At 58.0% G+C, this 25,949-nt stretch carries 27 protein-coding genes; 19 read left to right on the forward strand and 8 right to left on the reverse strand.

Going from position 1 to position 25,949, the window contains the following annotated elements; translation table 11 throughout:
- Positions 1-96: 96 nt before the first annotated feature.
- Positions 97-783 (forward strand): response regulator transcription factor, encoded by a 687-nt coding sequence (locus ACR0LF_RS18840; protein WP_117872957.1) that lies wholly within the window; start codon positions 97-99, stop codon positions 781-783.
- Between the two features lie 141 nt (positions 784-924).
- On the opposite strand, the gene ACR0LF_RS18845 is transcribed toward ACR0LF_RS18840, so the two are convergent.
- Positions 925-2,046 carry a Hint domain-containing protein gene (locus ACR0LF_RS18845; protein ID WP_480582024.1) on the reverse strand — a complete coding sequence of 374 codons (1,122 nt, stop codon included), beginning with the start codon at positions 2,044-2,046 and terminating at the stop codon, positions 925-927.
- A gap of 202 nt (positions 2,047-2,248) precedes the next feature.
- Between ACR0LF_RS18845 and ACR0LF_RS18850 the strand changes: the two genes are divergently transcribed.
- From ACR0LF_RS18850 to ACR0LF_RS18865, 4 genes are all read left to right on the forward strand, one after another.
- On the forward strand, positions 2,249-3,037 hold the full coding sequence (locus tag ACR0LF_RS18850) for an exodeoxyribonuclease III (protein ID WP_480582021.1): 789 nt from the start codon (positions 2,249-2,251) through the stop codon (positions 3,035-3,037).
- Positions 3,038-3,112: 75 nt separating this feature from the next.
- The gene (trxA, locus tag ACR0LF_RS18855) at positions 3,113-4,027 is read left to right on the forward strand and encodes a thioredoxin (RefSeq protein ID WP_480582018.1); all 915 of its coding nucleotides are present in this window, start codon (positions 3,113-3,115) and stop codon (positions 4,025-4,027) included.
- 27 nt (positions 4,028-4,054) lie between these two features.
- Entirely contained in the window at positions 4,055-4,696 is a 642-nt protein-coding gene (locus ACR0LF_RS18860; RefSeq protein ID WP_480582015.1) for an LON peptidase substrate-binding domain-containing protein, read from the forward strand.
- On the forward strand, positions 4,693-4,878 hold the full coding sequence (locus ACR0LF_RS18865; RefSeq protein ID WP_480582012.1) for a Trm112 family protein: 186 nt from the start codon (positions 4,693-4,695) through the stop codon (positions 4,876-4,878). The genes ACR0LF_RS18860 and ACR0LF_RS18865 overlap by 4 nt, the downstream gene beginning before the upstream one ends.
- Here the strand turns inward: ACR0LF_RS18865 and ACR0LF_RS18870 are convergent.
- Positions 4,875-6,137, reverse strand: a complete 1,263-nt coding sequence (locus ACR0LF_RS18870) for an FAD-dependent monooxygenase (RefSeq protein WP_480856453.1) — start codon at positions 6,135-6,137, stop codon at positions 4,875-4,877. The two genes, ACR0LF_RS18865 and ACR0LF_RS18870, sit on opposite strands and share 4 nt — an antisense overlap.
- Before the next feature lie 52 nt (positions 6,138-6,189).
- Here ACR0LF_RS18870 and ACR0LF_RS18875 point away from each other — a divergent pair, with 52 nt between their 5' ends.
- From ACR0LF_RS18875 to ACR0LF_RS18890, 4 genes are all read left to right on the forward strand, one after another.
- On the forward strand, positions 6,190-7,518 hold the full coding sequence (locus ACR0LF_RS18875) for an amidase (RefSeq protein WP_480582007.1): 1,329 nt from the start codon (positions 6,190-6,192) through the stop codon (positions 7,516-7,518).
- Positions 7,519-7,626: 108 nt separating this feature from the next.
- Positions 7,627-8,808 carry an aminotransferase class I/II-fold pyridoxal phosphate-dependent enzyme gene (locus tag ACR0LF_RS18880; protein ID WP_480582004.1) on the forward strand — a complete coding sequence of 394 codons (1,182 nt, stop codon included), beginning with the start codon at positions 7,627-7,629 and terminating at the stop codon, positions 8,806-8,808.
- A 14-nt stretch (positions 8,809-8,822) separates the two neighbouring features.
- Complete coding sequence (locus tag ACR0LF_RS18885; protein WP_480582002.1) at positions 8,823-11,747, forward strand: DNA translocase FtsK; 2,925 nt, start codon at positions 8,823-8,825, stop codon at positions 11,745-11,747.
- Positions 11,748-11,786: 39 nt separating this feature from the next.
- A complete protein-coding gene (locus ACR0LF_RS18890) occupies positions 11,787-12,383 on the forward strand; it encodes a LolA family protein (protein WP_480581999.1) in 597 nt (198 codons plus the stop codon).
- A 14-nt stretch (positions 12,384-12,397) separates the two neighbouring features.
- Here ACR0LF_RS18890 and ACR0LF_RS18895 read toward each other — a convergent pair whose 3' ends face one another.
- Positions 12,398-12,979 carry a transglycosylase SLT domain-containing protein gene (locus ACR0LF_RS18895; RefSeq protein WP_480581996.1) on the reverse strand — a complete coding sequence of 194 codons (582 nt, stop codon included), beginning with the start codon at positions 12,977-12,979 and terminating at the stop codon, positions 12,398-12,400.
- Between the two features lie 60 nt (positions 12,980-13,039).
- Positions 13,040-13,921 (reverse strand): AEC family transporter, encoded by an 882-nt coding sequence (locus tag ACR0LF_RS18900; RefSeq protein ID WP_480581993.1) that lies wholly within the window; start codon positions 13,919-13,921, stop codon positions 13,040-13,042.
- 80 nt (positions 13,922-14,001) lie between these two features.
- Here ACR0LF_RS18900 and hspQ point away from each other — a divergent pair, with 80 nt between their 5' ends.
- Complete coding sequence (hspQ, locus tag ACR0LF_RS18905; RefSeq protein WP_480581989.1) at positions 14,002-14,328, forward strand: heat shock protein HspQ; 327 nt, start codon at positions 14,002-14,004, stop codon at positions 14,326-14,328.
- Positions 14,329-14,363: 35 nt separating this feature from the next.
- Here the strand turns inward: hspQ and ggt are convergent, their stop codons facing one another.
- From ggt to ACR0LF_RS18920, 3 genes are all read right to left on the reverse strand, one after another.
- Positions 14,364-15,941, reverse strand: coding sequence for a gamma-glutamyltransferase (gene ggt / locus ACR0LF_RS18910; RefSeq protein WP_480581987.1), 1,578 nt, complete (start codon positions 15,939-15,941; stop codon positions 14,364-14,366).
- A 215-nt stretch (positions 15,942-16,156) separates the two neighbouring features.
- Positions 16,157-16,606 (reverse strand): ATP-binding protein, encoded by a 450-nt coding sequence (locus tag ACR0LF_RS18915; RefSeq protein WP_480581984.1) that lies wholly within the window; start codon positions 16,604-16,606, stop codon positions 16,157-16,159.
- A gap of 21 nt (positions 16,607-16,627) precedes the next feature.
- Positions 16,628-16,966 carry an STAS domain-containing protein gene (locus ACR0LF_RS18920; protein ID WP_480581982.1) on the reverse strand — a complete coding sequence of 113 codons (339 nt, stop codon included), beginning with the start codon at positions 16,964-16,966 and terminating at the stop codon, positions 16,628-16,630.
- A gap of 103 nt (positions 16,967-17,069) precedes the next feature.
- On the opposite strand from ACR0LF_RS18920, the gene ACR0LF_RS18925 reads away from it, so the two are divergent.
- Together ACR0LF_RS18925 and ACR0LF_RS18930 are read left to right on the forward strand one after the other, a co-directional pair.
- Positions 17,070-18,242 (forward strand): thiolase family protein, encoded by a 1,173-nt coding sequence (locus tag ACR0LF_RS18925; protein WP_480581979.1) that lies wholly within the window; start codon positions 17,070-17,072, stop codon positions 18,240-18,242.
- A gap of 73 nt (positions 18,243-18,315) precedes the next feature.
- Positions 18,316-18,771 carry a GAF domain-containing protein gene (locus ACR0LF_RS18930; protein ID WP_480581978.1) on the forward strand — a complete coding sequence of 152 codons (456 nt, stop codon included), beginning with the start codon at positions 18,316-18,318 and terminating at the stop codon, positions 18,769-18,771.
- Positions 18,772-19,030: 259 nt separating this feature from the next.
- On the opposite strand, the gene ACR0LF_RS18935 is transcribed toward ACR0LF_RS18930, so the two are convergent.
- Positions 19,031-19,372, reverse strand: a complete 342-nt coding sequence (locus ACR0LF_RS18935; protein WP_480581975.1) for a DUF1294 domain-containing protein — start codon at positions 19,370-19,372, stop codon at positions 19,031-19,033.
- 57 nt (positions 19,373-19,429) lie between these two features.
- Between ACR0LF_RS18935 and ACR0LF_RS18940 the strand changes: the two genes are divergently transcribed.
- Genes ACR0LF_RS18940 through ACR0LF_RS18970 form a run of 7 tightly spaced genes read left to right on the forward strand, consistent with a single transcriptional unit; the run spans position 19,430 to position 25,944 of the window.
- Positions 19,430-19,999: a helix-turn-helix domain-containing protein gene (locus ACR0LF_RS18940; RefSeq protein ID WP_480581973.1), complete on the forward strand. Its 570-nt coding sequence runs from the start codon at positions 19,430-19,432 to the stop codon at positions 19,997-19,999.
- Complete coding sequence (locus tag ACR0LF_RS18945) at positions 19,999-20,622, forward strand: LysE family translocator (RefSeq protein WP_480581970.1); 624 nt, start codon at positions 19,999-20,001, stop codon at positions 20,620-20,622. The genes ACR0LF_RS18940 and ACR0LF_RS18945 overlap by 1 nt, the downstream gene beginning before the upstream one ends.
- A gap of 4 nt (positions 20,623-20,626) precedes the next feature.
- On the forward strand, positions 20,627-21,007 hold the full coding sequence (locus ACR0LF_RS18950; protein WP_480581967.1) for a GFA family protein: 381 nt from the start codon (positions 20,627-20,629) through the stop codon (positions 21,005-21,007).
- A 15-nt stretch (positions 21,008-21,022) separates the two neighbouring features.
- A complete protein-coding gene (locus tag ACR0LF_RS18955; RefSeq protein WP_480581965.1) occupies positions 21,023-23,473 on the forward strand; it encodes a GcvT family protein in 2,451 nt (816 codons plus the stop codon).
- Positions 23,474-23,491: 18 nt separating this feature from the next.
- Positions 23,492-23,968: a cupin domain-containing protein gene (locus tag ACR0LF_RS18960; RefSeq protein ID WP_480581962.1), complete on the forward strand. Its 477-nt coding sequence runs from the start codon at positions 23,492-23,494 to the stop codon at positions 23,966-23,968.
- A gap of 3 nt (positions 23,969-23,971) precedes the next feature.
- Positions 23,972-25,039, forward strand: coding sequence for an alcohol dehydrogenase family protein (locus tag ACR0LF_RS18965; RefSeq protein ID WP_480581960.1), 1,068 nt, complete (start codon positions 23,972-23,974; stop codon positions 25,037-25,039).
- An 11-nt stretch (positions 25,040-25,050) separates the two neighbouring features.
- Positions 25,051-25,944: a homocysteine S-methyltransferase family protein gene (locus tag ACR0LF_RS18970; RefSeq protein WP_480581958.1), complete on the forward strand. Its 894-nt coding sequence runs from the start codon at positions 25,051-25,053 to the stop codon at positions 25,942-25,944.
- Positions 25,945-25,949 lie beyond the last annotated feature (5 nt).

The following is a 25,949-nucleotide window of genomic DNA, read 5'->3' on the forward strand; positions in this document are numbered from 1 at the left end:
GCAACTCTGACACGATGGCGTGAAACCATTGCAGCATATCTTGTTGAATGCATGATCCGCGCGCAAGTGATGGAAAAGCCTTTGGAGGACCGGGAAATGGCTCAACTCAAGAAAATCCTGTTGGTGGACGATGACGAGGATCTGCGCGAGGCGCTCAGCGAGCAGCTTGTCATGACCGAAGACTTTGACGTGTTCGAAGCATCAGACGGTCAGTCCGCCATGGAGCGCGCGAGAGAAGCGATCTATGACCTGGTTATTCTTGATGTGGGCCTGCCGGATACCGATGGGCGCGAGCTGTGTCGCCTGATGCGCAAACAGGGCGTCAAAAGCCCGATCCTGATGCTGACCGGTCATGACAGCGATGCCGACACGATCCTGGGCCTGGATGCCGGCGCGAATGATTATGTCTCGAAACCCTTCAAATTCCCGGTTCTTCTGGCTCGTATCCGGGCGCAGCTGCGTCAGCATGAACAGTCCGAAGATGCCGTATTTGTGCTTGGGCCTTACACCTTCAAACCGGCGATGAAGATGTTGATCACCGAAGAGGATCGCAAAATCCGCCTGACCGAGAAGGAAACCAACATCCTCAAATTCCTGTACCGCTCGACCGATGGCGTCGTGGCTCGGGATGTGCTGTTGCATGAAGTTTGGGGATATAACGCCGGTGTCACGACACACACACTGGAAACCCATATCTACCGTTTGCGTCAAAAAATTGAGCCCGATCCGTCAAATGCGCGCCTTTTGGTCACAGAATCTGGTGGATATAGGCTTGTGTCTTAACTGGGTGTGGATTGACTTGGATCAAAGTGATACTCTGTAGTCATAATTAGGTTACTCCCAACCCGTGCATGTCCGGGTCATGACATGTACCTCCCTGTTGGACTGCCGGGCCGAATGGCCCGGCTTTTTTTGAAAAGTGGCTTACGAATTGCCTTGCTGACTGGCAACTGTTGCGCGGATAAGGTCGCTACGGTTTGTTGGCGCGTTCAAGTCAAGTAGCAACGCCGCTTCGAAGCTGCGAAGAATGCGACGTGCTGGCGGCCCGTATTCCTCGGTCGAGCGTCCAGTTTCAGCAAGGGCTTTGGTAATTTCGGCTTGTGCTTCAGGTTCAAGTGCCTCAATCGCGCAGCTGCCCGGCATCAAGCTTTCGCTCGGAATGTCTTCGGCAAATATAATTTCATGACGATCAAGCAGGAAATGATGGTAGGTTACTGACCCGCCGCTTCTCCGGTAGATTTGCACGTCGTCGACAAGGTCTACCGCTCTGACCAGAGCCGTATCAGTGTCGAAGTAAAGCTGCAGGCGCCAGTCTTCCAAAAGAACTCGATGCTGCTGAGATACGATCAGGTCCCGTGTATTTCCCAATGTATGGGCCTTAATGACAATCGGCGCCAGATTGCCGAGCGCCATTTTTTCTGAGGCGCCTGCCCACAAGATGGGTTTGGGTCCATGATCGGCGGTCTCTACCAGATCGCCAGGCCGCAGGTCTTCAATCGGGCGGTTGCCGCCGGGTGTGCGTATTAGTGTGCCGGAAGTAAAACACACAACCTGGGCACCCAGATCGGCGTGGAGTGTGCCATTGTCGTTCTTTACGATATTGCCGACGGTATAATTGACACCCGACGGAGGAACGCCGTCCGGGAAGACGAGATAAAATCCATCTTCATCCTGACCGCCTACCGAATCGTTCAAATCGTCGTCGTTGTTGAGATCGACATCGATAACAGCCACCCGATAAATGGTCCCATCTGGCGCAGTTATTTCAAACGTGTAATCCCAGATAACTTGTCGGAACGTACCCCCTACGTCCGTAACCTGTTCCCAAGTTCCTCCAATCTGTTCTTGTGCAGAAACTTGTTCGTTGGTTGGGTCGCCGTTGAAATTGACTGCTCCGTCATTCTCTCGAACCGCGAAATTTGTGGTCGAGCCAGTCCAACTCCAGGTGCTGCCATTTGCCGGAGCGAAGGCGTAATCATGCGAGGCCCCCCCAACAGTGCTTTGGGTGCCTAAAATCGTGTTTTGATAGCCGTACCAGACTGCCATATCCTGACCTCATTAAATGTAGCGTGATTAAACAATTGTCTAATGCTAGCCTCTGTATTGCAGCGAAGTAATGGGGAAACGGGGAAATTTGTAGACTGTAAAATGCCGGAACCATGTCGGTTGTCGGTCGTTCTCTTTCTGATGGCGCTGAAACGGACGGCGGGCTAGGGTGCGAACAACACTACTCTGGAAGGCCACACCCATGCCCTTTACCCTTGCCACCTGGAACATCAACTCGGTCCGCCTGCGCGAGCCCATCGTGCTGAAATTGCTGCAGGAAGAAGCGCCGGATGTTCTGTGCCTGCAGGAATGCAAGTCGCCGGTCGAAAAGATTCCGACCGAAGGGTTTGCCGAACTGGGCTATACCCACATGATTGCGCGCGGTCAGAAAGGGTACAACGGCGTCGCCATCCTGTCGCGCCTGCCGATAGAAGAGGTGGGCGACAAGGATTTCGCCGGTCTCGGCCATGCCCGCCACATCGCCGGGCGGTTGGAGAATGGTGTCACCATCCACAACTTCTATGTTCCGGCGGGTGGTGACGTGCCGGATCGTGAAAAGAACGAGAAATTCGGGCAGAAGCTCGATTACCTGACAGATATGCGCGATTGGTTCCACGCGGAAAAACCCGAGAAATCCATCCTTGTCGGCGACCTGAACATCGCCCCGCGCGAGGATGATGTGTGGTCGCACAAGCAACTGCTCAAGGTTGTTTCCCACACCCCGATCGAAGTCGAGCATCTGGCCGAAACACAGGATGCAGGCGGTTGGGTCGATATCACCCGGCAAGACATTCCAGAGGGTCAGTTGTACAGCTGGTGGTCGTATCGCGCCCGCGATTGGGATGCGGCGGACAAGGGGCGGCGTCTGGACCATGTCTGGGCCACACCTGATATCTCGAACGCAGGCCATTCCAGCCGTATCCTGCGGGATGCGCGGGGATGGGAAAAACCCAGCGATCACGCTCCGGTCTTTGCCACCTTCGACGTCTGAGACAAAACTCTTCCCTTGGTTTCTGCGCAAAGCGATTGCATATAGGGCGCAAGTTCGAACGAGAGAGTAAATGCCATGGACCTTCTGAACGGCGCAGACGCCCCAGCCACCGATCTGATCAAAGACGGGACCGAGGCTAGTTTCATGGCCGATGTGGTCGAAGCCTCGCAGGAAACACCTGTAATTGTTGATTTCTGGGCGCCCTGGTGCGGTCCGTGCAAAACGTTGGGCCCGCTGCTGGAAGAGGCTGTAACAGCCGCAAAGGGCGCGGTGAAGATGGTCAAGATCAACGTGGATGAGGCGCAGATGATCGCGTCGCAAATGCGCATCCAGTCGATCCCGACCGTCTATGCCTTCTTCAAGGGCCAGCCTGTGGACGGCTTTCAGGGTGCTTTGCCGGGATCCGAGATCAAGGCCTTTGTCGATCGCGTGATCGAAGCGGCAGGCGGTGAAAGCCCGGGTGGCCAGTTAGATGACGCGGTGCAAGCTGCCGAAGAAATGCTGACCGAAGGCGCGGCTGCGGACGCCGCGCAGACCTTTGCGGCCATTCTGGGCGAAGACCCGAACCATGCGGCAGCTTACGGTGGGTTGGTGCGGGCGCATATCGCCACCGGCGATCTGGAGCAGGCAGAGGCAATCCTGAACGGTGCTCCGGCCGAAATATCGACCTCGGCCGAACTGGAAGCTGCGCATGCGCAACTGGAATTGGCTAGGCAGGCGGCTGATGCAGGCCCTGTTGCCGAATTGACCGCGGCAGTCGAGGCTGATCCTGACAACCATCAGGCCCGGTTTGATCTGGCACAGGCGTTGCACGCAAACGGCGATGTAGAAGAGGCCGTGGCGCAACTGCTGGAGCTGTTCCGCCGTGATCGTGAGTGGAATGAGGGCGCGGCCAAGACCCAGCTTTTCACCATCTTCGATGCGCTCAAACCCAATGATCCGATTGTTCTGAACGGACGTCGCAAGCTCAGCTCGATGATATTTGCCTAATCTCTGATCAGAGCTAGAATTGGGTACATGATGCATCCCGCCGACCTGCCGGATACGGTATCCGTTTTTCCATTGCCCGGGGCGCTGCTGTTGCCCCGCTCGCGCTTGCCTCTTCACATCTTCGAGCCGCGCTATTTGCAGATGCTGGATGATGCGCTGAAGACCAAGGAACGGCTGATCGCGATGGTCCAGCCGAACCCCTCGGTCAGCGATGACGACAAGTTGCATCGGATCGGGTGTGCAGGGCGGGTCACACAGTTTTCTGAAACGGAAGATGGCCGGTACCTGATCACACTGACCGGCGTGTCCCGGTTCAGGGTGCTTTCGGAACAAGACGCGTTCACACCCTACCGGCGATGCGCTGTGTCGTGGGACGGGTTTGACCGTGACCTTGGCAAAGCCGAAAAAGACAACGGGTTCAACCGCACGAAATTCCTGACCTTGCTGGAACGCTTCTTTTCGTCCCGTCAATTGTCCACCGACTGGGATTCACTCAAAGACGCCGAGGATGAGCTTTTGGTGAATTCACTGTCGATGCTTCTGGATTTCGACCCCGAAGACAAACAGGCCCTGCTAGAGGCCCCCTGCCTGCGTACCCGGCGCGAGACGTTGGTTACGCTGATTGAATTCGCCATGCGCGGCGGATCGAGTGAGGAAAAACTGCAATGACCGACCCTGTACACGCTTTTGATCGCCGCATGCTCGAAGCGTTGATCTGCCCGCAGACACAAACAACCCTGCATTACGATGCCGAAAAGCAGGAGCTTGTGTCAAAGGCCGCCGGTCTGGCATTTCCAATCCGCAACGGCATCCCGGTCATGCTGGTCGACGAGGCGCGGCAGCTGGATTAAATCGCTCGTCCTTGCAACAGCTTGGGCAGATCTCCGGTCAGCCCTGCGGCTTCGCGCACGAAACCGCGACGTAGACCGGGCAGAGAACCGACAATTCCCATGCCAATGTCCCGCCCAAGACGCAGCAGCGGATTGTCATTTGAAAATAGCTTGTTGAATACGTCCGTCGCCATCGCAAGCGAGGCGGTGTCGAACCGTCGCCATTCCTGATAGCGCTCCAGCACCAGAAGCGACCCGATATCTTCACCGCGCCGTCCTGCCAAAGTCAGAACCTCGGCCAGAGCGCCGACATCGCGCAAGCCGGCATTCAGGCCCTGACCGGCGATGGGGTGCATTCCGTGGGCGGCGTCCCCGACCAAAGCCATGCGGTCGCCGATGAAAGAATTGGCGATGGTCAGGTTCAGCGGGTAAGTGAACCGGTCGCCAGCGAGACTGATTTCACCAAGGAAATCACCAAACCGCGGGCGCAGCACTTGCAGATAGTCATCCTCGGGCAGGGCGTTGATGTGTTGCGCGGCCTCGGTGCGTTCGCTCCAAACAATAGAGCTGCGATTGCCGGTTAACGGCAGTATCGCCAGCGGGCCGGGCGGCATGAAGAACTGATGCGCGATGCCGTTATGTGGCAGCTCATGTTCGATGGCGCAAACCAGCGCGGTTTGTCCGTAATCCCAGCCGGTGCGTTTGATACCTGCCCGTGACGCGGTGCCACTGCGGCGACCGTCGCACCCGACCAGCAAACCGCCTTGCACGGTTGTGCCGTCGTCCAGCGTCAGGGTCACTCCGGTAGCGTCGGCCATTTGCGACACGACGGTTTTGCCGCTCATCTGTGTGATGCGGTGCTCGTCGGCCATCGCGTCCAGAAATGCGCGGCGCAGATGGCGGTCTTCGACCATATAGCCCATGGGGCCTTCTTCGATCTCGGCATGGTCAAAATGCATGAAAAACGGCGATGGTCCTGCACCCGCGTGGCCATCAGTGACCTTGATTTCCAACATCGGTTCGGCCTGTTCCGCGACGCGGTCCCAGATGCCGATGGCGTCCAACAACCGCTGTGAGGCCAGCGCGAGTGCATAGGCACGGCCATCGAACGCCGCGTTCTTGCGCACCTTTTCGGCCAATGCATCGATCACTGTGACCGAATGACCGGTTTGTGCCAGTGCCAGCGCCAAAGCAGGGCCGTTCAGCCCGCCGCCCACAATCAGAATGTCAGATGCCTGTGTCATGCCCTGCAATATGCGCGCCCTTTCGGGATTGTCCATGTGCAGTCCTGTCGCTACCGTCACCCAAAGCCGAAAAATCAGGAGGGGTGAGATGCAGGATTGGTTGACCATGACCGCGTGTGATTTGGGCCGTGGCATTGGGATGGGTCAGATTGATCCGGTCGAACTGACGGAAACCTATCTTGCGGCCATCGACGCTCATCCGCATCGGGATCGCATCTACGCTCGTGTCACCCATGACCGCGCCCGGTCCGAGGCCGAGGCGGCACAGCAGCGCGCCAAGCTGGGTCTGCGCCGGTCCTTGCTGGATGGGGTCCCGATCAGTTGGAAAGACCTGTTCGACACAGCAGGTACTGCGACCGAAGCGGGTACGGCTCTGTTGAAGGGCCGTGTGCCGGATGCGGATGCTCTGGTTCTGCGCAATGCGACTCAGATGGGAACGGTCTGTCTGGGCAAAACCCATATGAGCGAACTGGCCTTTTCCGGCCTTGGGCTGAACCCGATCACGGAAACGCCGCCCTGCATCCATGACGAAGCAGCGGTGCCCGGCGGGTCGTCTTCGGGGGCCGGGGCTTCGGTTGCCTGGGGCCTCGCCGCTTGCGGAATCGGATCAGACACGGGCGGATCGGTGCGTATCCCGGCGGCTTGGAACGACCTTGTGGGGCTTAAAACCACCGCTGGACGGCTGAGCCTGGAAGGGGTGGTGCCGCTCTGCCTGCGGTTCGATACGGTCGGGCCGCTGACTCGGTCGGTTGAAGATGCAGCGCATACGCTGGCTTTGCTTGAAGGGGGAACGCCCGCCGATCTACGCGGCGCTTCGCTGAAAGGCCGCCGCTTTGCCGATTTGCAGAACATTGCCAAGGACGACCTGCGCGACACGCCGCGAAGGGCCTATGAGGATGCTGTCGCAAAGCTTGCGGACGCAGGCGCCGAAATCGTGCCTCTGGACGTGCCCGAACTGAACGAGGCCATGACCCTGACAAGCGTCGTATACACGACCGAGGCCTATGGGTTGTGGCGCGATGTGATCGAGGCCAACCCCGGTGCAATGTACCCCGAGATTCTCGAACGGTTCCGCATTGGTCAAGGCTATTCCGGCCCCGACTATGTGGCGGCCTGGGCCAAGCTCAAAGCCTGCCGCAGCGCTTGGGACGCGGCGACCGCCGGGTTCGACGCGGTTCTGGCACCCACTGCCCCGATTCTGCCACCTAATCTGGAGCGTTTGATGAGCGATCACGACTATTACGTGACTGAGAATCTTCTCGCCCTGCGCAACACAAGGATCGGCAATCTGATGGGGCTCGCGGCGCTGAGCCTGCCCACCGGAACCCCCAGTTGCGGGTTGATGATGTTGGGCTATCCCGACTCGGAAGAGGCGCTTTTGCGGCTGGGTTCAGCAGCGGAATCGGTGCTGGCCTGAATGCCACAATCCCCTGATTCGGAACCTCTTTGTCTGGACGAGAAGGGCTGCGGACTGTAATCTGCCAAAAAAACGGGGCGCAAATGACCCCGATGTTGAGGCAGTATTATGGATTTCCCCGAGCGGTTTTCGAACCTACCGGCTTATGCATTCCCGCGTCTGCGCGCCCTGTTGGATCACCACCAGCCGGGCGGTGACGTCGTTCACATGACCATTGGCGCACCCACGCATGACTTTCCGGCCTGGGTGACGGATGTCATCTTGGAAAACGCCGCCGGGTTTCAGGGGTACCCTCCGAATGAAGGCTCGGACGCTTTGCGTGGGGCGATCACGGATTGGATCAAGCGTCGATATGGGGTTCAGATGGACCCGGATGCCAATGTGATGGCGCTGAACGGTACCCGCGAAGGTCTGTACAACGCTGCCATGGCGCTGTGCCCGGAACAGAAGAACGGTCAGCAGCCGGTTATCCTGTGCCCGAACCCGTTTTATCAGGTCTACATGGTAGCCTCGCTTTCGGTCGGAGCGCAGCCATATTTTGTGCCTGCCACCGCCGCAACGGGCCATCTGCCGGACTATGCGGGTTTGCCTGCGGATGTGCTGAACCGCACCGCTGTTGCCTATATTTGTTCGCCTGCCAACCCGCAGGGGGCTGTTGCCTCGCGCGATTATTGGGCCGAACTGATCCGTCTGGCCGAACAGTATGATTTCCGCATTTTCGCGGATGAGTGTTATTCCGAGATTTACCGTGATGAGGCTCCGACAGGTATTCTGACAGTCGCGCAGGAGTTGGGTGCAGACCCTGAACGGATTACGCTGTTCAACTCACTCTCCAAACGCTCAAACCTGGCCGGGTTGCGGTCGGGTCTGATTGCGGGCGGGCCGGAGACGATCAAACAGGTCAAAAAACTGCGGACCTATGCCGGATCTCCGCTGCCGCTGCCCTTGCAAGCTGCCGCAGCAAAGGTCTGGGCGGATGAGGATCATGTGCGGGAAAACCGCGCGTTGTATCAGGAAAAATACGCCATTGCGGATGAAGTGTTCGCGGGCGTTCAAGGATACATGTCGCCTGAGGCCGGTTTCTTTCTGTGGCTGCCGGTCGAGAATGGCGAAGACACCGCATTGAAGGTCTGGAAGGACACCGGGGTTCGGGTCCTGCCGGGCGCATATCTTTCACAAGGTGATCCGGGACAAAACCCGGGCGAAGGCTTTATCCGGGTTGCGTTGGTGGCCCCAAAAACAGAGTTGCAGCGTGGTCTGATCACACTCCGCGACTGCATCTATTCGTGAGGTACGAGGGCAAAATGGCATCATATAACGCGCGCAATCGCGATCCATTGCTGGACAGCACAACGCAGGCCGCTTTGGAACGACGCAGTAAGGAATTGATCGGCATTGCCCTGATCCTGCTGGGTTTGGCCGCCGCCGCGATGATTTGGTCCTATACGCCCGATGACCCCAACTGGATGGTTTCGACCGACGCACCGGTGCAGAACTGGATGGGGCGGATCGGGGCCTCGATCGCGGCACCCTTGTTCATGATTGTCGGCTGGGGCAGCTGGGGTATTGCGCTTGTACTGATCGGCTGGGGCCTGCGTTTCGCGGGTCACTTTGGTGAAGATCGGGCCATTGCACGTTTGATCTTTGCCCCGATCTGGATTGCTGTTGTCTCGGTCTACGCTGCGACCCTTGTTCCGGATGCGGAATGGCGTGCGACCCACAGCTATGGTTTGGGCGGCCTGTTTGGCGACACGGTCATGGGCGCGTTGCTGACATTGCTGCCGATCTCCTCACATTTTCTGGTCAAACTGATGTCTTTGGCCATGGCGGTCGGGATGATTGCGCTGGGCATTTTCGTTCTGGGTTTCACCAAAACGGACGTGAAACGCGGGTTCCGTGCCTTCCTGCTGGGCCTCGTGATGTCCTACGACATGCTGATGACCCTGATGGGGCGGGGCGCGGCTTCGGCCGCGCAAGCGGCGCGGGATCGCCGGGCGCAGTGGGAAGAGCGAAAGCTTGCGCGCACTGAAGCCGCCGAGGCGATGTTCGAAGATGATCTGGCTTACGCTGACCCCATCTTTGAGGAACCCGAGCTGGAGATCCCAGAACCTGTGGCCAAACCCGGTCTGTTGGCGCGTATGCCGTCACTGATCCGCCGCCCGGAACCAATGCCCGAGCCAGAGCTGGTCGATCCGGAACCCGTCGCAGGCTTTGACGAAATGCCGGGTGAGGATCGCATCCGTTCGAAAATCTCGGCAGCAGTACGCAATCGCAAAGTGGCCACAGGTGAGATGACGCCTGAACCGGATCCGAGCTTGCCGCTGACCAAAGGTCGTGGTCGCCGCCCGGGCCCGCTGATCCTGAACACGGGTCAGCCGGATGATCTGCCCATGGAGCCGCCGGTGACGGCTGCGGACCTGCCGCCCGAGCCACCAATAACGGCGGATGTCGCAGCGGATTGGCAAGAGCCAGCACAGATGGAATATGCGCCGGAACCGATGTCGGATCACTATGCGCCTACGCCGGATATGGATGACGACCCGGTCTTTGAAGATATCCGGGAACCTGCACCGCAACCGCGTCCGGCGATGAAAATCCCGGTGGCCGAGCCGCGCAAGCCCGTGGTCGCGCAACCAGTTCGCCGGACGCCGCAACCGTCCCGCCGCGCGCAGGCCGAAGCGCAGCCCGCTTTGTCCTTTGAGGAACGCCATTCAGATTTCGAATTGCCGCCTCTGGGTTTGCTGTCGAATCCAGCCAGCATTCAGCGCCATCACCTCAGCGATGAGGCTCTGGAAGAAAACGCGCGGATGCTGGAAAACGTGCTGGACGACTATGGTGTAAAAGGCGAGATCGTCAGCGTCCGCCCCGGCCCGGTTGTGACGATGTACGAATTGGAACCGGCTCCGGGCCTGAAAGCCAGCCGTGTGATCGGTTTGGCCGACGATATCGCACGCTCGATGTCCGCCTTGTCGGCGCGGGTTTCGACCTTGCCGGGGCGTTCGGTCATCGGGATCGAATTGCCCAACGAAAATCGCGAGATGGTGGTGCTGCGCGAAATCCTTGCCAGCCGTGATTTCGGTGATGGCAATCACGCGCTGCCGCTGGCGCTGGGCAAGGATATCGGGGGTGAGTCCGTTGTGGCGAACCTGGCCAAGATGCCTCACCTGCTGATCGCGGGTACGACCGGTTCCGGTAAATCGGTGGCGATCAATACGATGATCCTGTCGCTGCTGTACAAGCTAACGCCCGATGAATGCCGCCTGATCATGATCGATCCGAAGATGCTGGAATTGTCGGTGTATGACGGCATCCCGCATCTGCTCTCGCCCGTTGTGACCGACCCGAAAAAGGCCGTCGTGGCCCTGAAATGGGTCGTGGGCGAGATGGAGGACCGCTATCGCAAGATGTCCAAGATGGGCGTCCGAAATATCGCGGGCTACAATGGTCGCGTAAAGGACGCGCTGGACAAAGGTGAGCTGTTCAGCCGGACGGTGCAGACCGGGTTCGACGACGAAACCGGCGAGCCCACGTTTGAAACCGAAGAATTCGCGCCCGAAGCGATGCCCTATATCGTTGTCATCGTCGACGAGATGGCCGACCTGATGATGGTCGCGGGCAAAGAGATCGAAGCCTGTATTCAGCGTCTGGCGCAAATGGCCCGGGCCTCGGGCATTCACCTGATCATGGCCACGCAGCGGCCTTCGGTCGATGTGATTACCGGGACGATCAAGGCGAACTTCCCGACCCGGATTTCGTTCCAGGTGACGTCGAAAGTCGACAGTCGCACCATTCTGGGCGAGATGGGTGCCGAGCAGCTGCTGGGGCAGGGCGATATGCTGTATATGGCGGGCGGGGCCAAAATCACCCGTTGCCACGGGCCATTTGTTTCGGACGAAGAGGTTGAGGAAATCGTGAACCATCTGAAGCAGTTCGGCCCGCCGGATTACGTGGGCAGCGTGCTGGACGGCCCGGCCGAGGACAAGGCAGACAACATCGACGCCGTTCTGGGCCTGAACACCGGTGGCAACACCAATGGCGAGGATGCGCTCTATGATCAGGCGGTGGCGATTGTGATCAAGGATCGTAAATGCTCGACCTCCTATATTCAGCGAAAACTTGCCATTGGCTACAACAAGGCAGCCCGCTTGGTTGAGCAGATGGAGGACGAAGGCGTTGTTTCGGCTGCAAATCATGTCGGCAAACGCGAAATCCTCGTCCCCGAGCAGTAAGATATTTAATAACAAGGGCAGAAGGCTTATCTGGGTCTCATGAAACAGATTGCTTTTGCCCTTGCTTTGACACTGGTTGCACCTGCCGCATGGGCGGCTGAGAAGCTGCCGCTTTCGCAGATTTCCAATTACCTGAACGGGTTGAAAACGGTTCAGACGACATTCACGCAAGTGAACGACGATGGCTCACTAAGCACGGGCAAGCTGTGGATGCAGCGCCCGGGTAAGATGCGGTTTGAATATGACCCACCCAACAGTGCAGTGGTTCTGGCGCGCTCCGGCAGTGTACAGATTTTTGATCCGAAATCGAACCAGCCACCCGAGCAATACCCGCTGAAGCGTACGCCATTGTCCATTGTACTGGCGCGCAACGTGAACCTGAGCCAGGCGAATATGGTTGTGGGGCACAGCTTTGATGGCACTGCCACGGTGGTCACCGCGCAAGATCCCAAAAACCCCGAAGCAGGCCGGATCGAATTGATGTTCACCGACAATCCCGTCGAGCTGCGCAAATGGGTGATTCATGACAACGCCGGCAGCCAGACAACCGTTCTGCTGGGCGCGCTGAACGAAGGCGGACGCCTTGATCAGGGGCTGTTCTCGAACAGGAACAGAAGCGGGTCAGGCAATCGCTGACCCGCACAGATGTGTCAGTACCGGCAGTTTGCCAGCTGCGCCTGATATAGTTGCGCGCGCGCATCCACATCATTGGCGACGTTCAACAACCAGGATTTGCTGTTGTAGCTGCCGCGCGCATATCCGGTATGGCCTTCGTGATAGGCGAGATACTGATTGCGCGTATCTGCCGGATGAATGCCGTTACGTTCGTAGCTTTTGTTCATGTACCAGCCGATAAAGTCCGAGGCGTCGCGGATACGATCCCGCTTGGCCCGGCGCTTGCCTGTTTCCCGCTGGTATTGTTCCCAGGTGCCATCCAGTGCCTGGCTGAACCCATAAGCACTGCTCTGCCTGCCCATGGGAATGACCCCCAGAACGTACCGATGTGGCGTGCGCGCATCGTGGCGATAGCGGCTTTCCTGATAGATCGTGGCCATCTGGACGTGAACGGGAACACCCCATTTACGCTCGGTGCTTTTGAAGGCCTTGATATAGTCGGGTTTTTCACGCGCAATGCTGCACGCGTCGTTCAATCTGCTGGGCGGCTGTTTGGAGCCGCCCCCACAGGATGCCAGAAGCAGCACCCCTAGGAGTACGAAAAGAATTCTGCTCATGTGCCTCGTGCCTTTTTTGTTTATTCTAGCGCAGATTGAGCGCTGAGGAAATCACAATCGCTATAAAATGATGGCCAGAATAACCGGTAACGCCGCCACGGAAAGCACAGTGGACACCATGACCATGCCAGCGACCGCATCCGAATCGGCGCCGAACCGTTCTGCCAGCAGGTAAGAGGTCACGGCAACCGGCGTGCAGATTTGCAACACCAGAACGCCAAAAGCGATCGCGTCCAGATCAAACAGCACCCCGATCCCCCATCCCAATGCAAAGCACACGGCCAGCTTCAACGCCGACAGCCAAAGTGCTTGCCCAAGGCTGCGCGACGTCAGGCGAGCGATTGCCACGCCGACAGTAACCAGCATCAGCGGGACGGCCATTTGACCCAAAAGCTCCAATGTGTTGGTCAGAAAAACGGGCGTTCGCCACCCCTGCCATAGGAATACCGCACCCAGAATGGTGGCCCAAGCCATTGGTTGGCGCACGACCTGCCCCCATGCACCTTTTCCTGCGACCAGATAGATCCCATAGGTGAATGAAAACAGCGCGGTTACAGATAGAAAGATGACCGCATACCCCAGGCCAATCTGACCAAAGGCAAAAATACACAGCGGCAGACCGAGATTGCCGGTATTGCCGAATATCAAAGGTGACAGATACGTTCGCTGATCCAGACTCAACCCGCGCACGATCAGCCAGAACACAACCGCCAGCAGGAGATTCGCAACCAGTGTCGCGGCAGTAAATCGCGACAGGTCACCACCCGGAATTTCGGTTTGCATAAGGGCAACAAAGATCAGACTGGGCATTGCCAGCGTCGTTGCAAAGCGGGTGACGAATTGCAGGCGGTATTCGAATCCCAGCTTGACCCAGCTAAAGCCAATGGCTGCCAAAAGAAAAACCGGCGCCACAATTTCGAACACTGTCAGTAAAAGGTTCACAGACTGTTTCCCTGAATTTCACATCAATGATTGGCTTTTCTGCCCGGAAACAGGTAGAAAAAGCTTTGGGGGCTGAAACAATGCTAAAGACACGTGCAAAATACGGCTTGGGCCAGGTGGTTCGTCATAAGAAACACCCTTTTCGAGGGGTGATCTTTGACGTGGATCCTGAGTTTTCGAATACCGAAGAATGGTACCAGGCCATTCCGGAAGACAGCCGTCCCAGGAAAGAGCAACCGTTCTACCACCTGTTGGCCGAGAACGACCAATCCTTCTATGTTGCTTATGTTTCAGAACAAAATCTGGTTGCAGACTATTCCGGAGAGCCGGTCGAGCACCCCGATATCCCCGATATGTTCGGCCCGTTTGAAGACGGTTCATACCCCCTGCACTTTCACCTGAACTAGGTGAGCCGAACCGGCGGGCATTGGCCTGCCATTGATCAGTATCCAAGGGCGCAGCCATCCTTGCGCGGGTCGCTGGCACCTTCCAAAACACCGTCTTTTCGGATTCGGATCGCTTGTGCTCCGCCAAGGGGTGTTTCCGGTATCTCAATATTATGGCCAATCTCGGACAATTGTTTCGCAATCTCTTCGGGATACCCGCGTTCCAGTTTCAGAACCGATCCGTCGAAAAAAGCGCGGGGTGCATTAATGCTTTCCTGCAACTCAAGCCCGTAGTCTGTGAGATTTGAAACAAAACGTGCGTGGCCGGTAGGCTGATAAGCCCCGCCCATCACGCCAAATGGCATCGTGACACGATCGCTTTCGGTTAGCATTCCCGGGATGATTGTGTGCATCGGGCGTTTGCCTCCACCCAACTCGTTCGGATGGCCGGGTTGCAAAGTAAATCCAGCCCCGCGGTTTTGCAGCAGTATGCCGTATTTTTCCGATGCGATACCCGAACCAAAGCTGTGGAATATCGAATAGATCAGCGACACCGCCATCTGGTCGCGGTCGACAACAGTGATGTAAACGGTGTCCTTGTGGATGGCCTCGGTCAAAGGAGCCGCAGCTAGCATTGCTTTTTGGGGATCGATCAGCGCGGCAAGTTGTGCGGCGATATCCGGATCAAGGAAGCGTTCTGCACGCGTCATGTGATCCGGATCTGCGATGAACCGGTTACGTGCGTCATAGGCCAGTTTGGTAGCTTCGGCTTCGATATGGATACGTTCAGCTCCAAACGGGTCCATACTGGTCAGATCAAAGTGTTTCAGGATGTTCAGCAGCAAAATCGCAGTTGCGCCCTGACCATTCGGCGGATGTTCTACCAGATCGACGTCTTTATAACCTCCGCGCATCGGTTCAGTTTCCGTGCATTTGGTGTTATGAAAATCGTCAACAGTGTGAACACCACCCATTGCGGAAAGCGCCGCGATCATGTCCTCGGCGATGCCGCCGGAATAAAACGCGTCACGCCCATGGCTGGCGATCTGACGCAGAACCTCAGCTTGTCCAGGAGAGCGAAAGATTTGGCCGATTGATGGGATTTGACCATTGATCAGGTAATGGTCACGCGCCGCACCTTGCAGGGTTGCCGCTCCGGTTTTCCAGTCGAAAGCCACCCTGGGGGCCACCGGAACGCCTTGTTCAGCATAGTAAATCGCAGGTCGCAGGATCGCATCCAGCCCCAGGCGTCCTTCATGTTCTGCCAAGTGACAAAAGGCATCCACGGCACCGGGAACAGTTACGGCATCCGGCCCGTTCAAAGGTACGGACGACAGGCCGCGATCTCGCAACGGCTGTGAGTGTGTTGCAGCCGGCGCGCGGCCCGATCCGTTAAGCGCGCGTATCCGGTTTTCGCCCGCGCGATTGAACAGGACAAAACAATCGCCACCCAGCCCGGTCATCTGAGGTTCGCAAATCCCAAGCAGCACAGCTCCGGCAATTGCGGCATCCATCGCGTTGCCGCCCTGGCTCAGGATGTCGATTGCAACTTTTGCTGCCAGCGGATGCGACGTTGCGCACATTCCTTGTGATGCGAAGACTTCCGACCGACCGGGACGATGCAGATCACGCATGGCGAATTCTCTCTCTTTTGAACAAGGGAAAGCTATTCAGTGATCAGCGATTGTCCAGAGATTTCAGAGGATAAGTTCCTCGGCGCCATTCACTGGGTGGGGGCTGTGATATGTGGCGCCGAGGGAAGCTATCTGAGCTACGAGTCACTGTATGATGGTTGTTTGCGGCGCGACAATGGTTCGAAAAAGGCGTTATTGTGACCAAACACTGTGATTCAGCCCGTGGGGCCGAAGTTAAACCGCAGAGAAAGCCGATTGCATCCATTGCGACGCTCATACCAGATGTCGTTGGTGAGTTGATGAATCAGGAACCAGCCGAAGCCACCTTCGGGCAGGTCCTGTATACGGGTTCCCAACGGAGCGGGCGTGCCTTCTGGTGGTTGGTACCCGGGAAGCGGATGGCCCGTGTCCGAGATCAGGATGTCCAGCCGATCCTGATCCAGTCGGCAAGTGACCCGAACCTTGGCCGGGGCAACGCCATTATACGCGTGTTCCACCACATTGTTGATCGCCTCTGCCAATGCGATTTTCACGTCACCTGCCTTTTCAGGCGGTAACCCCCGCATTGCCAAATCGCCGCTGAGCCGGGCTATGCCTGCACTGGCTTCGGATTCCGTCGCGGGAAAGCTCAACTCCAGACAGGTCTTGTTACAAATGGGCTCCACGCAAGCTCACTCCTGCAATCGTCATGCGTCTGGCTCGGACAACGCGTCATCGAGCGTTGCGAACAGTCTGAAAACCGTATCCATCCGCGTCAGGCGAAAGACTTTCTCGACTACAGGCTGCAAGCCCGCCAGATCCAGCCGCCGCTCTTTTCCCAGCTGTTTCATCGAAGCCACGATTGCACCCAGCCCGCTGGAATCAATGAACTGAACGCCGGACAGATCCAAAACAACCCGATTAGCGTTTGCCTCGGTCTCAGCTCGCATATCTTCCTTGAACTGAATGGCCATTGCTGCGTCGATCCGGTCGGACCGCACGGTGATTATCTGCGTCGAGCCACTTGTACTACTGGTCAGCCCCATGGTTCGGCCGCCCTCCAAACTGAAAAATGAGTCGTAGAAATACGCTAGACGCCAATTCTTACCATTCGGTATTCAAGAGCCTGGAAGCAGGAGGAAAACCGGGATGAGAGATGTTGTGATCGCAGGGGCCGCCCGAACGCCAATGGGCGGGTTTCAGGGCATGTTTGACGGTGTTGCAGCGGCTGACCTCGGCGGGGAAGCAATTCGCGTGGCATTACAGCAAGCAGGTGCGAAAACTGTTGACGAAGTGTTAATGGGTTGCGTTTTGCCGGCCGGGCAAGGTCAGGCACCTGCACGGCAGGCCGGGTTTGCGGCAGGTTTGGGCGAAGAAGTCCCGGCAACAACGCTGAACAAAATGTGCGGGTCAGGAATGAAGGCGGCGATGATGGCCTTTGACCAGATCGCGCTGGGTCATGCGGAGACTATGGTTGCGGGGGGCATGGAAAGTATGACCAACTCGCCTTACTTGCTGCCCAAGATGCGCGGTGGTGCCCGCATCGGGCATGGCCAGGTGGTGGACCACATGTTCCTCGACGGGCTTGAAGACGCATATGACAAAGGCCGCCTGATGGGTACCTTTGCCGAAGACTGCGCCGAGGCCTACCAGTTCACCCGCGAAGCGCAGGACGAATACGCGCTGAAGTCACTGTCCAACGCGCTTTCTGCACAGGAAAGTGGTGCCTTCGATCAGGAAATCGCTCCGGTCACCGTCCGGACGCGGAAGGGCGAAACCCTGTTGGAAGCGGACGAGCAGCCAAAATCCGCCCGCCCCGAGAAAATCCCGACGTTAAAGCCTGCGTTCCGCAAGGACGGAACAGTAACGGCCGCCAACTCTTCTTCAATCTCAGACGGCGCGGCGGCCCTTGTTCTTGCGTCGGCAGAAACGGCAAAGGCGCAGGGCCTCGCCGTGCGGGCCCGTATTCTGGGCCACGCCAGCCATGCTCAGGCGCCTGGTCTCTTCACCACAGCTCCGGTTCCCGCGGCGCAAAAGCTCCTGTCACGCATCGGCTGGAGCAAGGATGATGTCGACCTGTGGGAAGTTAACGAAGCCTTCGCCGTTGTGCCGATGGCGTTCATGCATGAAATGGCCTTGCCGCGTGACAAGGTAAACGTGAACGGTGGTGCCTGTGCCCTGGGGCACCCCATCGGTGCCTCTGGCGCCCGCATCATGGTCACATTGCTGAATGCGTTGGAAAAACGAAACCTCAGAAAAGGCGTGGCCGCGATTTGCATCGGCGGGGGTGAAGGCACAGCCATCGCCATCGAACGCGTTTGACCCTTCATCTTTTTCCAAATACTCCGGGGGTTCGGGGGCAGCGCCCCCGTGCCTTCCGAAGGGATTGATATCAATGACTGCCGATTACGAGACGCTAGCCAAAACCATTGCCGCCTTGACCGAAGGCGAGACCGATCCGGTTGCGCTCATGGCAACTGTCACCTGCGAGGTTCATCACTCGGACGATCGGTTTGACTGGACCGGGTTTTACCGTGTCACCGAACCGGGCCTGCTGAAAATCGGCCCTTATCAAGGTGGGCATGGATGCCTTGTTATCCCGTTCGAGCGCGGCGTGTGCGGTGCTGCCGCGCGTACGGGCGAGGTACAGCTCGTACCGGATGTGGACGCGTTTCCGGGTCACATTGCCTGCGCGAGTTCAACGCGGTCCGAACTTGTCCTGCCGGTGCGGAATGCCGATGGAAATGTGATTTCCGTGTTCGATATCGATAGCAACCAACCGGAGGCTTTCACGGATGAAGATGCCGAGCAGCTCGGCCGGATTCTGGCGCAGGTCTTTTCCCGCCATTAGTTCAGAAAGCACCGAGGCCGGTCTGCAAAGCGCGTCAGTTGGACATGTGTGACGTCGACCGTTTTCGCGGTGTGATCAGGCCCCAACAAACTAATGCCCCCAAAATACGAGATAGCCAACAAGCAGCATTGTTGCGCCATTTGTAGCGGGCCAGTCAAAAACAAGATGCAGAACCGGCATTTTGTCAGAGAAGTAGAGCTTTGGTTCTGGTCAACATTAGCCGCACCTTGAGAAGATTGCCGCATTCGCGCTCATCATATCAGAGCAACTTTGCATATTCTTCCGTCACGATGACATAACACCCAACGGCCTGAACACACAGAATACAAAACAGCCAGATCGAAAACCAACGTTTGCGCATTTTGTGCCCGAAAACCCAGCGCCCGACCACCGCTCCGGGGCTTCCGCCCAAAGCGGCAAGCCACAGTATAGTGCGTTCGCGTATCCGCTTGCGTCTGCGCCGCGCGCGCAGCTTGTCCCAGCCAAAAACCAACAATGTCAGGGCATTGATTGCCCAAAGGTAAGCGACCGCGATCCACATGTGTACGGCATAGCCAGTCGCGTCACCGGAACCAAGTGAAAAAACGCTTGGAATTTTCATCGATTCGCGTCATCGTGAAAAACAAGACGAAAATTTCACGCGAAATCGGAGCATCCTTTGAACAGCCAGGCCCCACAAAGCGCGACGCTCGGTGCAGATCTCAGGGCCTTGCGCAAAGCTCGCGGGTTGACCCTGACCGAGATTGCGACGCGGCTGGACCGGTCTGTAGGGTGGTTGAGCCAGGTTGAGCGCGACATGTCCGAACCTTCGATTTCGGATCTGCGCCAGATTGCCGAATGCCTTGGCGTTCCCATGTCGATGCTGTTTGCGCATTCCGCTGCACCTGCAGACGAACAGGGCTATGTCGTGCGCGCCGGGTCGCGCCGTCCCATGGGTTCGGGCGAAGAGGGGCTGATCGAAGAGCTGCTATCACCCGATCTGACCGATGATTTCGAAATGGTGCATTCTACCTTCGAGCCCAACTCGCGGATGCAGACACCAGCCAACCGTCCGACTCAGGAAGTGGGTTACATGATCTCGGGGTATCTGAATCTGACGATCGGGTCGCGCGAGTTCACGGTTGGGCCAGGTGACAGTTTCCGCATCAAACACGAACCCTATCAATGGGCCAACCCCAATGATGAGCCCGCCGTGGCCATCTGGGTTATCGCGCCTCCGGTGTATTGATGTCGTTCGAGGGCTGGACCATATTCGCGCTGTTCTGGGTGGTCTTCGTCACTACTCCGGGGCCGAATGCGGTCAATTGCATCTCGAACGGGATGAGCCTGCCGTTTCCCAAGGCGATGCTGGGCGTATTGGCGATCCTGACGCAGGCCAGCGCGTTTCTGATCCTGTCGGCGCTGGGGGTCACAGCACTGATCGCGGCGTCGCCGACCGGGTTTTTCATTGCCAAACTGGTGGGGGCAGGTTTCCTGATCTGGCTGGGTATTCGCGGTTGGATGAACGCTGCAAAACCCGCACCCACCTCAGAGCGTCCTGCGCGTCACGTCTATCTGCACGCATTGGCGGTGGCGACGATCAATCCCAAAAGCGTCGCCGGATATCTCGCCGCGTTTTCCCAGTTTGTGCAACCGGACGTGCCAATCTGGCAGCAGATGGTCGTCATCATGCCGACAGCGCTGATCATTACCACGCTCAGCTATACCGGGTTCACCCTGTTGGGCGCGCTGATGGGAAAGGCCGCCTTGGGGGCTGTCTTCAATACATGGGTTCGCCGTGTCATGGCGACCTGTTTCATCATCTATGGCGTGTTGCTGGTGGCCAGCTCCACGCCCGCAGCAAGGGGGTAGTCACATGCACACAGGTTCATGCCTTTGCGGTAGGGTCGCGTTCACGATTGACGGAGAGCTTTCGCCGCCCTCGGCCTGCCATTGTGGACAATGCCGCAAACAATCGGGCCATGTCTGGGCCTCGACCTGGACGCATCAGGACAACCTTAGTTTCTCTGCCAGCGACACGCTGAGTTGGTTTCGTGCTTCCGAGACCGCCCGTCGCGGTTTCTGCAGCGCATGTGGTTCGTTCCTTTTCTGGCAGCACAACGATGAGGACACGATTTCGATTTCCATGGGGGCGTTCGCTGCGCCTACCGGACTGAAGCTCGCCCGGCACATCTTTGTGGCCGACAAGGGCGATTACTATGACATCCAAGACGACTTGCCCCAAAGGGCGCACTAATAGGGAACCAAACGCATGAGTGATTTTCCAACAAAGGCCCGCGTGGTCATTATCGGCGGCGGTGTGGTGGGGGCCTCCTCACTGTATCATTTGGCCAAGAAAGGCTGGACCGACTGTGTTCTGCTGGAAAAGAACGAACTGACCGCAGGCTCGACTTGGCACGCGGCGGGTAACGTTCCGACCTTCTCGACCTCTTGGGCGATCATGAACATGCAGCGCTATTCGACCGAGCTGTATTCGCGGCTGGGCGAAGAGGTTGATTACCCGATGAACTATCACCAGTCCGGCTCGATCCGACTGGCGCATAGCAAAGAGCGGATGCAAGAGTTCGAACGCGCCATGTCGATGGGCCTGTATCAGGGTATCCCGATGGAGATGTGGACGCCGGAAGAGGCCAAGGAACGCTATCCGTTCCTGGAGACGCACGATCTTGAAGGTGTGCTGTATGACCCGACCGATGGCGATATCGACCCGGCGCAGTTGACACAGGCTCTGGCCAAGGGTGCTCGGGATATGGGCCAGAAAATCATCCGTTTCTGCCCAGCGACCGGCGTAACCCAGCACGATGACGGCACTTGGACCGTTCACACAGATCAGGGTGATATTGCCTGTGACTACGTGGTCAATGCCGCTGGTTACTATGCACAACGTGTGGGCGAGTGGTTTAAGCCTTTCGGCGGCCGTACCGTTCCCGCAATGGTCATGAGCCATCAATACCTGCTGACCGACGAGATCCCCGAGATCGAGGAATGGTCAAAGGAGAATGGCGGCAAGAAGCTGCCTCTCCTGAGGGACGTGGATATCTCATACTACCTGCGGCAGGAGAAGCACGGCTTCAACCTCGGCCCTTATGAGCCCAACTGCAAGGGCCATTGGATGACCGAAGATGACCCGATGCCCGAAGATTTCTCGTTCCAGCTGTGGAATGACGATCTGGACCGCATCGAGGACATCGTCACTGACGCGATGGAGCGGGTTCCGTTGATGGCGACCTCCGGCGTTGGCCGTGTGATCAACGGCCCGATCCCCTATGCACCGGACGGGCTGCCGCTGATCGGCCCAATGCCCGGTGTGAAAAACGCGTTCGAGGCACACACATTCACCTTCGGCATCGCTCAGGGCGGCGGTGCAGGCAAGGTGCTGGCCGAATGGATCGTCGATGGCGCGACTGAGTGGGATATGTGGGCCGTCGATCCGCGCCGCTACACCGACTACACCGATCAGGACTACTGCAACCAGAAAGGTTTGGAAGTTTATGGCAACGAATACGCCATGCATTTCCCCCATCATGAATGGCCAGCAGCGCGCGACAAGAAACTGTCGCCGGTGCATGACAAGGTCAAAGCGCTGGGCGGCGTGATGGGTGCCTATAACGGATGGGAGCGGGCCAACTGGTTCGCGCAGCCGGGCGATGACACGTCGCTTGAGGCGACCCATACCTGGGGTCGTTCCGGCCCGTGGGAGCAGCGGATCCAAGAAGAATGCGAGGCCGTGCGAGACCATTGTGGCGTACTAGATTTGCCAGGCTTCTCGCGCTTCATGGTCAAGGGAGAAGGTGCCGCCGAGGCACTGCGCGGCCTCGCAACCGGTGGGTTGCCAAAGGTCGGCCGGATGAACCTCATCTACGTCTCTGATGACCGTGGTCGCATTCTGACCGAGATGTCCTGTATTCGTCTTGGAGAGGATGAATTCGTCATGATCACCGCGGCAACCGCGCAGTGGCATGACCGCGACATTCTGATGAATGCGATGCCCGCCAGCGTTTCGATTGAGGACGTCACCACAACGCGCGATACTCTGATTGTCACCGGTCCGAAATCGCGCGAGATTCTGTCGACCATGACGGATTCCGATCTGACTTCGGGGTGGTTGACCCATCAGTCGGCGACAGTTGCAGGCCAACCCGCTTACCTGATCCGAGTGTCCTTTGCCGGTGAGTTGGGCTGGGAGGTCCATGCTTTGAATGAGCATATGCCTGCGATCTATGACGCGATCATCGACTCCGGTGCCAAGCCATTCGGCATGTATGCCCTGAACTCTCTGCGCATCGAGAAAGGTTACCGCGCATGGAAGGGCGACCTGTCGACCGACTATTCGCTGCTGGAAGGCGGTCTTGGGCGGTTCGTCAAACTGGACAAGCCGCAGGACTTCCCCGGCAAGGCTGCGATCCTCAACGAAAAGCAGCAGGGCGTGAAAAAGTCGTTCGTTACCCTGACTGTCGAAGCTGGTGATTGCGACGCGCCGTATATGTCCTGCATCTGGCAGGGCGATGAGATCGTCGGTGAGACCACATCGGGCGCATGGGGCTACCGTGTCGGAAAATCCATCGCGCTGGGCATGATCAAGGCCGAGCTCGCGAATCCCGGCACCGAGCTTGAGGTCGAAATCTACGGCCAAAAGTGCCGAGCTGTGGTAGAGCAGGATCAACCGCTCTGGGATCCCGAGAATGAGCGGTTGCGCGCTTAATTTCTCACGGAGACCGCCATGAGCAAACGATACGCCAAATTGGGGCCTGGTGAAGGCCCCAACTACGACTGGGAAAATGACCATACATTCGTGAAGGTGTCTGGTCAGGACACAGGCGGCGCATACACGCTCATGGAAGACAATCTGAAGGCCAGTTTCGCGCTTGGCCTTCATCGTCATGATAACCACGCCGAGACGTTTTACTTTCTGGACGGCGAGGTTGATTTCTATGTCGATGGCGATTGGCATCGATGCGGGCAGGGCACCACGATGCACGTGCCTCCCGGTGTGCCTCACGCATGTCGCGTCGTGGGTGATGCGCCAGCCAAGATGCTCATGATCTTTCAGCCGTTGGGGTTTGATGGGTTCCTCGCCGAACTCGCAAAGATGAGCGAAGCGGACTTTGCGGACGAGGCGAAGATGACCGAGCTTAATGCTCGGTATGACATCGTCCCCATGGGTCCCATTCCAGCGCATCCGGATGACGAGGTCTGACAGATGACGAAGTCTGAGATGGCTATCCCTAAAACAATGTCAGGCGTCTATCTGACGGGCCACGGTGGTCCGGAAGTTCTGGAATGGCGCGATGATATTCAGGTTCCTAAGCCCGGTCTGGGGCAGGTCCTTGTTCGGGTCGTCGCTGCTGGTGTGAACAACACGGATATCAACACCCGAGTCGGCTGGTACTCATCGGATGTAACCGGCGCTACGGATGCCGTTGATCAGGACGTTGAGGCCGGTGGTTGGGGTGGAGCACTGAACTTCCCCCGCATTCAGGGTGGCGATCTGTGCGGCATCGTCGAGGCTGTTGGCGACGGGACAGATTTCGAACCGGGTCAACGCGTGACCTGTCCGATCAACCTGCCGCGCCCGCGCCCGGGAAACCCTCAGGGCTTTATCGCTCTTGGATCCGAGATCGACGGGGCCTTTGCCAAATATTGTCTGGTTGAAGCGGATGACCTGTATGACGTCAGCGCCTCACCTTTGTCAGACGTTGAAATTGCGGCCATTCCTTGCGCCTTCGGTACCGCCGAGAATCTGCTGACCCGCGCTGGTGTGACTGCCGGGCAAAAGGTTTTGATCACCGGTGCGTCGGGCGGCGTTGGTCTGGCAGCGGTGCAACTGGCCGCCTTGCGTGGCGCCTCGGTTTGCGGGGTGACGGGGGCTGCGAAAGCAGAGGTCGTCAAATCCCAAGGGGCGAAGAGTACGTTCGACCGGAACGACCCGCTGCCGCAGGACATGTTTGATGTGATCATTGACGTCGTAGGCGGGCCCTCATGGGCATCTCTGATCCTGGCCCTGAAACCCGGCGGGCATTATGCCGTTTCGGGGGCAATCGCTGGCCCGATTGTCGAAGCTGACCTGCGTGACATTTACCTGCGCGACATCACTATCCATGGCTGCACGCATCAGACGCCCGAGATTTTTGGTCGTTTGGTAGAGTTGGTGAATTCTGGCCGGATCAAGCCGCTGATTTCCCGTACCTATCCGCTGATGGATATCGCCATTGCACAGGCGGATTTTCAGGCAAAGACCCTTCCGGGCAAACTGGTCTTGGTGCCCTAAGGAGCAATGACATGACAGAAATAACGCTTTTGGACGGCTCGATCGGGCAGGAACTGGTCAAGCGCAGCGGTGACCGGGCGACGCCGCTGTGGTCGACGCGAGTGATGATCGACCACCCTGATCTGGTCGGTGAGGTCCATGCCGAGTATTTCCGCCGCGGCGCGACGATTGCCACGACAAATACTTATGCCGTCCATCGCTCGCGCCTTGCCCGCGTGGGGATGGAGGATCAGATAGGCACGCTGGTCGACACTGCCCTGTCTCAGGCGGATCGTGCGTGCGTGGGCCACAGCGGTCGTATTGCCGGATCGCTCGGGCCGCTGCTGGCCTCGTACCGACCCGATCTGAACCCCAACCCGCAAGACGCCGCGACGAAATACGGCGAACTGGTCGCGCTGATGAAAAACCGTGTCGATCTGTTCCTGATCGAAACCGTGTCTTCGGTACAGGAGGCCGAGGGCGCATTGCAGGGAACAGCAGGGTGTCAAAAACCGGTCTGGCTGGCGCTGACTGTGGTGGATGATGACGGTACGCGGCTGCGGTCCGGAGAGCCGCTGGGCGACATCGCGCCGCTGGTTGAGCAGCACAAGCCGGACGCCTTGCTGATCAACTGCTCGCGCCCCGAGGCGATTCCAGCGGCGCTGGAAATCCTGTCGGGTATGAACCGACCTTATGGCGCTTATGCCAACGGCTTCACACATATCTCGGATGGGTTCCTAAAGGATGCGCCGACAGTGGATGCGTTGGAACAGCGGCATGATCTCGGCCCCAAGGCCTATGCGGATCATGTGATGCGGTGGGTTGATCAGGGGGCTACGATTGTAGGCGGGTGCTGCGAAATCGGGCCGGATCATATCGAAGAACTGGCAAACCGGTTGCGGGCCGCCGGGCATAACATCGTCTGAGCAGG

The sequence above is a fragment of the Ruegeria sp. E8 genome (genome assembly GCF_056533985.1).

Coding starts and splice junctions, on each gene's coding strand:
- ACR0LF_RS18930 (WP_480581978.1), top strand. CDS start 18,316: ATGACTGCCGATTACGAGACGCTAGCCAAAACCATTGCCGCCTTGACC.
- ACR0LF_RS18885 (WP_480582002.1), top strand. CDS start 8,823: ATGGCATCATATAACGCGCGCAATCGCGATCCATTGCTGGACAGCACA.
- ACR0LF_RS18970 (WP_480581958.1), top strand. CDS start 25,051: ATGACAGAAATAACGCTTTTGGACGGCTCGATCGGGCAGGAACTGGTC.
- ACR0LF_RS18920 (WP_480581982.1), bottom strand. CDS start 16,966: ATGGGGCTGACCAGTAGTACAAGTGGCTCGACGCAGATAATCACCGTG.
- trxA (WP_480582018.1), top strand. CDS start 3,113: ATGGACCTTCTGAACGGCGCAGACGCCCCAGCCACCGATCTGATCAAA.
- ACR0LF_RS18865 (WP_480582012.1), top strand. CDS start 4,693: ATGACCGACCCTGTACACGCTTTTGATCGCCGCATGCTCGAAGCGTTG.
- ACR0LF_RS18880 (WP_480582004.1), top strand. CDS start 7,627: ATGGATTTCCCCGAGCGGTTTTCGAACCTACCGGCTTATGCATTCCCG.
- ACR0LF_RS18845 (WP_480582024.1), bottom strand. CDS start 2,046: ATGGCAGTCTGGTACGGCTATCAAAACACGATTTTAGGCACCCAAAGC.
- hspQ (WP_480581989.1), top strand. CDS start 14,002: ATGCTAAAGACACGTGCAAAATACGGCTTGGGCCAGGTGGTTCGTCAT.
- ACR0LF_RS18955 (WP_480581965.1), top strand. CDS start 21,023: ATGAGTGATTTTCCAACAAAGGCCCGCGTGGTCATTATCGGCGGCGGT.
- ACR0LF_RS18950 (WP_480581967.1), top strand. CDS start 20,627: ATGCACACAGGTTCATGCCTTTGCGGTAGGGTCGCGTTCACGATTGAC.
- ACR0LF_RS18965 (WP_480581960.1), top strand. CDS start 23,972: ATGACGAAGTCTGAGATGGCTATCCCTAAAACAATGTCAGGCGTCTAT.
- ggt (WP_480581987.1), bottom strand. CDS start 15,941: ATGCGTGATCTGCATCGTCCCGGTCGGTCGGAAGTCTTCGCATCACAA.
- ACR0LF_RS18875 (WP_480582007.1), top strand. CDS start 6,190: ATGCAGGATTGGTTGACCATGACCGCGTGTGATTTGGGCCGTGGCATT.
- ACR0LF_RS18870 (WP_480856453.1), bottom strand. CDS start 6,137: ATGGACAATCCCGAAAGGGCGCGCATATTGCAGGGCATGACACAGGCA.
- ACR0LF_RS18840 (WP_117872957.1), top strand. CDS start 97: ATGGCTCAACTCAAGAAAATCCTGTTGGTGGACGATGACGAGGATCTG.
- ACR0LF_RS18945 (WP_480581970.1), top strand. CDS start 19,999: ATGTCGTTCGAGGGCTGGACCATATTCGCGCTGTTCTGGGTGGTCTTC.
- ACR0LF_RS18890 (WP_480581999.1), top strand. CDS start 11,787: ATGAAACAGATTGCTTTTGCCCTTGCTTTGACACTGGTTGCACCTGCC.
- ACR0LF_RS18935 (WP_480581975.1), bottom strand. CDS start 19,372: ATGAAAATTCCAAGCGTTTTTTCACTTGGTTCCGGTGACGCGACTGGC.
- ACR0LF_RS18860 (WP_480582015.1), top strand. CDS start 4,055: ATGATGCATCCCGCCGACCTGCCGGATACGGTATCCGTTTTTCCATTG.
- ACR0LF_RS18960 (WP_480581962.1), top strand. CDS start 23,492: ATGAGCAAACGATACGCCAAATTGGGGCCTGGTGAAGGCCCCAACTAC.
- ACR0LF_RS18895 (WP_480581996.1), bottom strand. CDS start 12,979: ATGAGCAGAATTCTTTTCGTACTCCTAGGGGTGCTGCTTCTGGCATCC.
- ACR0LF_RS18850 (WP_480582021.1), top strand. CDS start 2,249: ATGCCCTTTACCCTTGCCACCTGGAACATCAACTCGGTCCGCCTGCGC.
- ACR0LF_RS18925 (WP_480581979.1), top strand. CDS start 17,070: ATGAGAGATGTTGTGATCGCAGGGGCCGCCCGAACGCCAATGGGCGGG.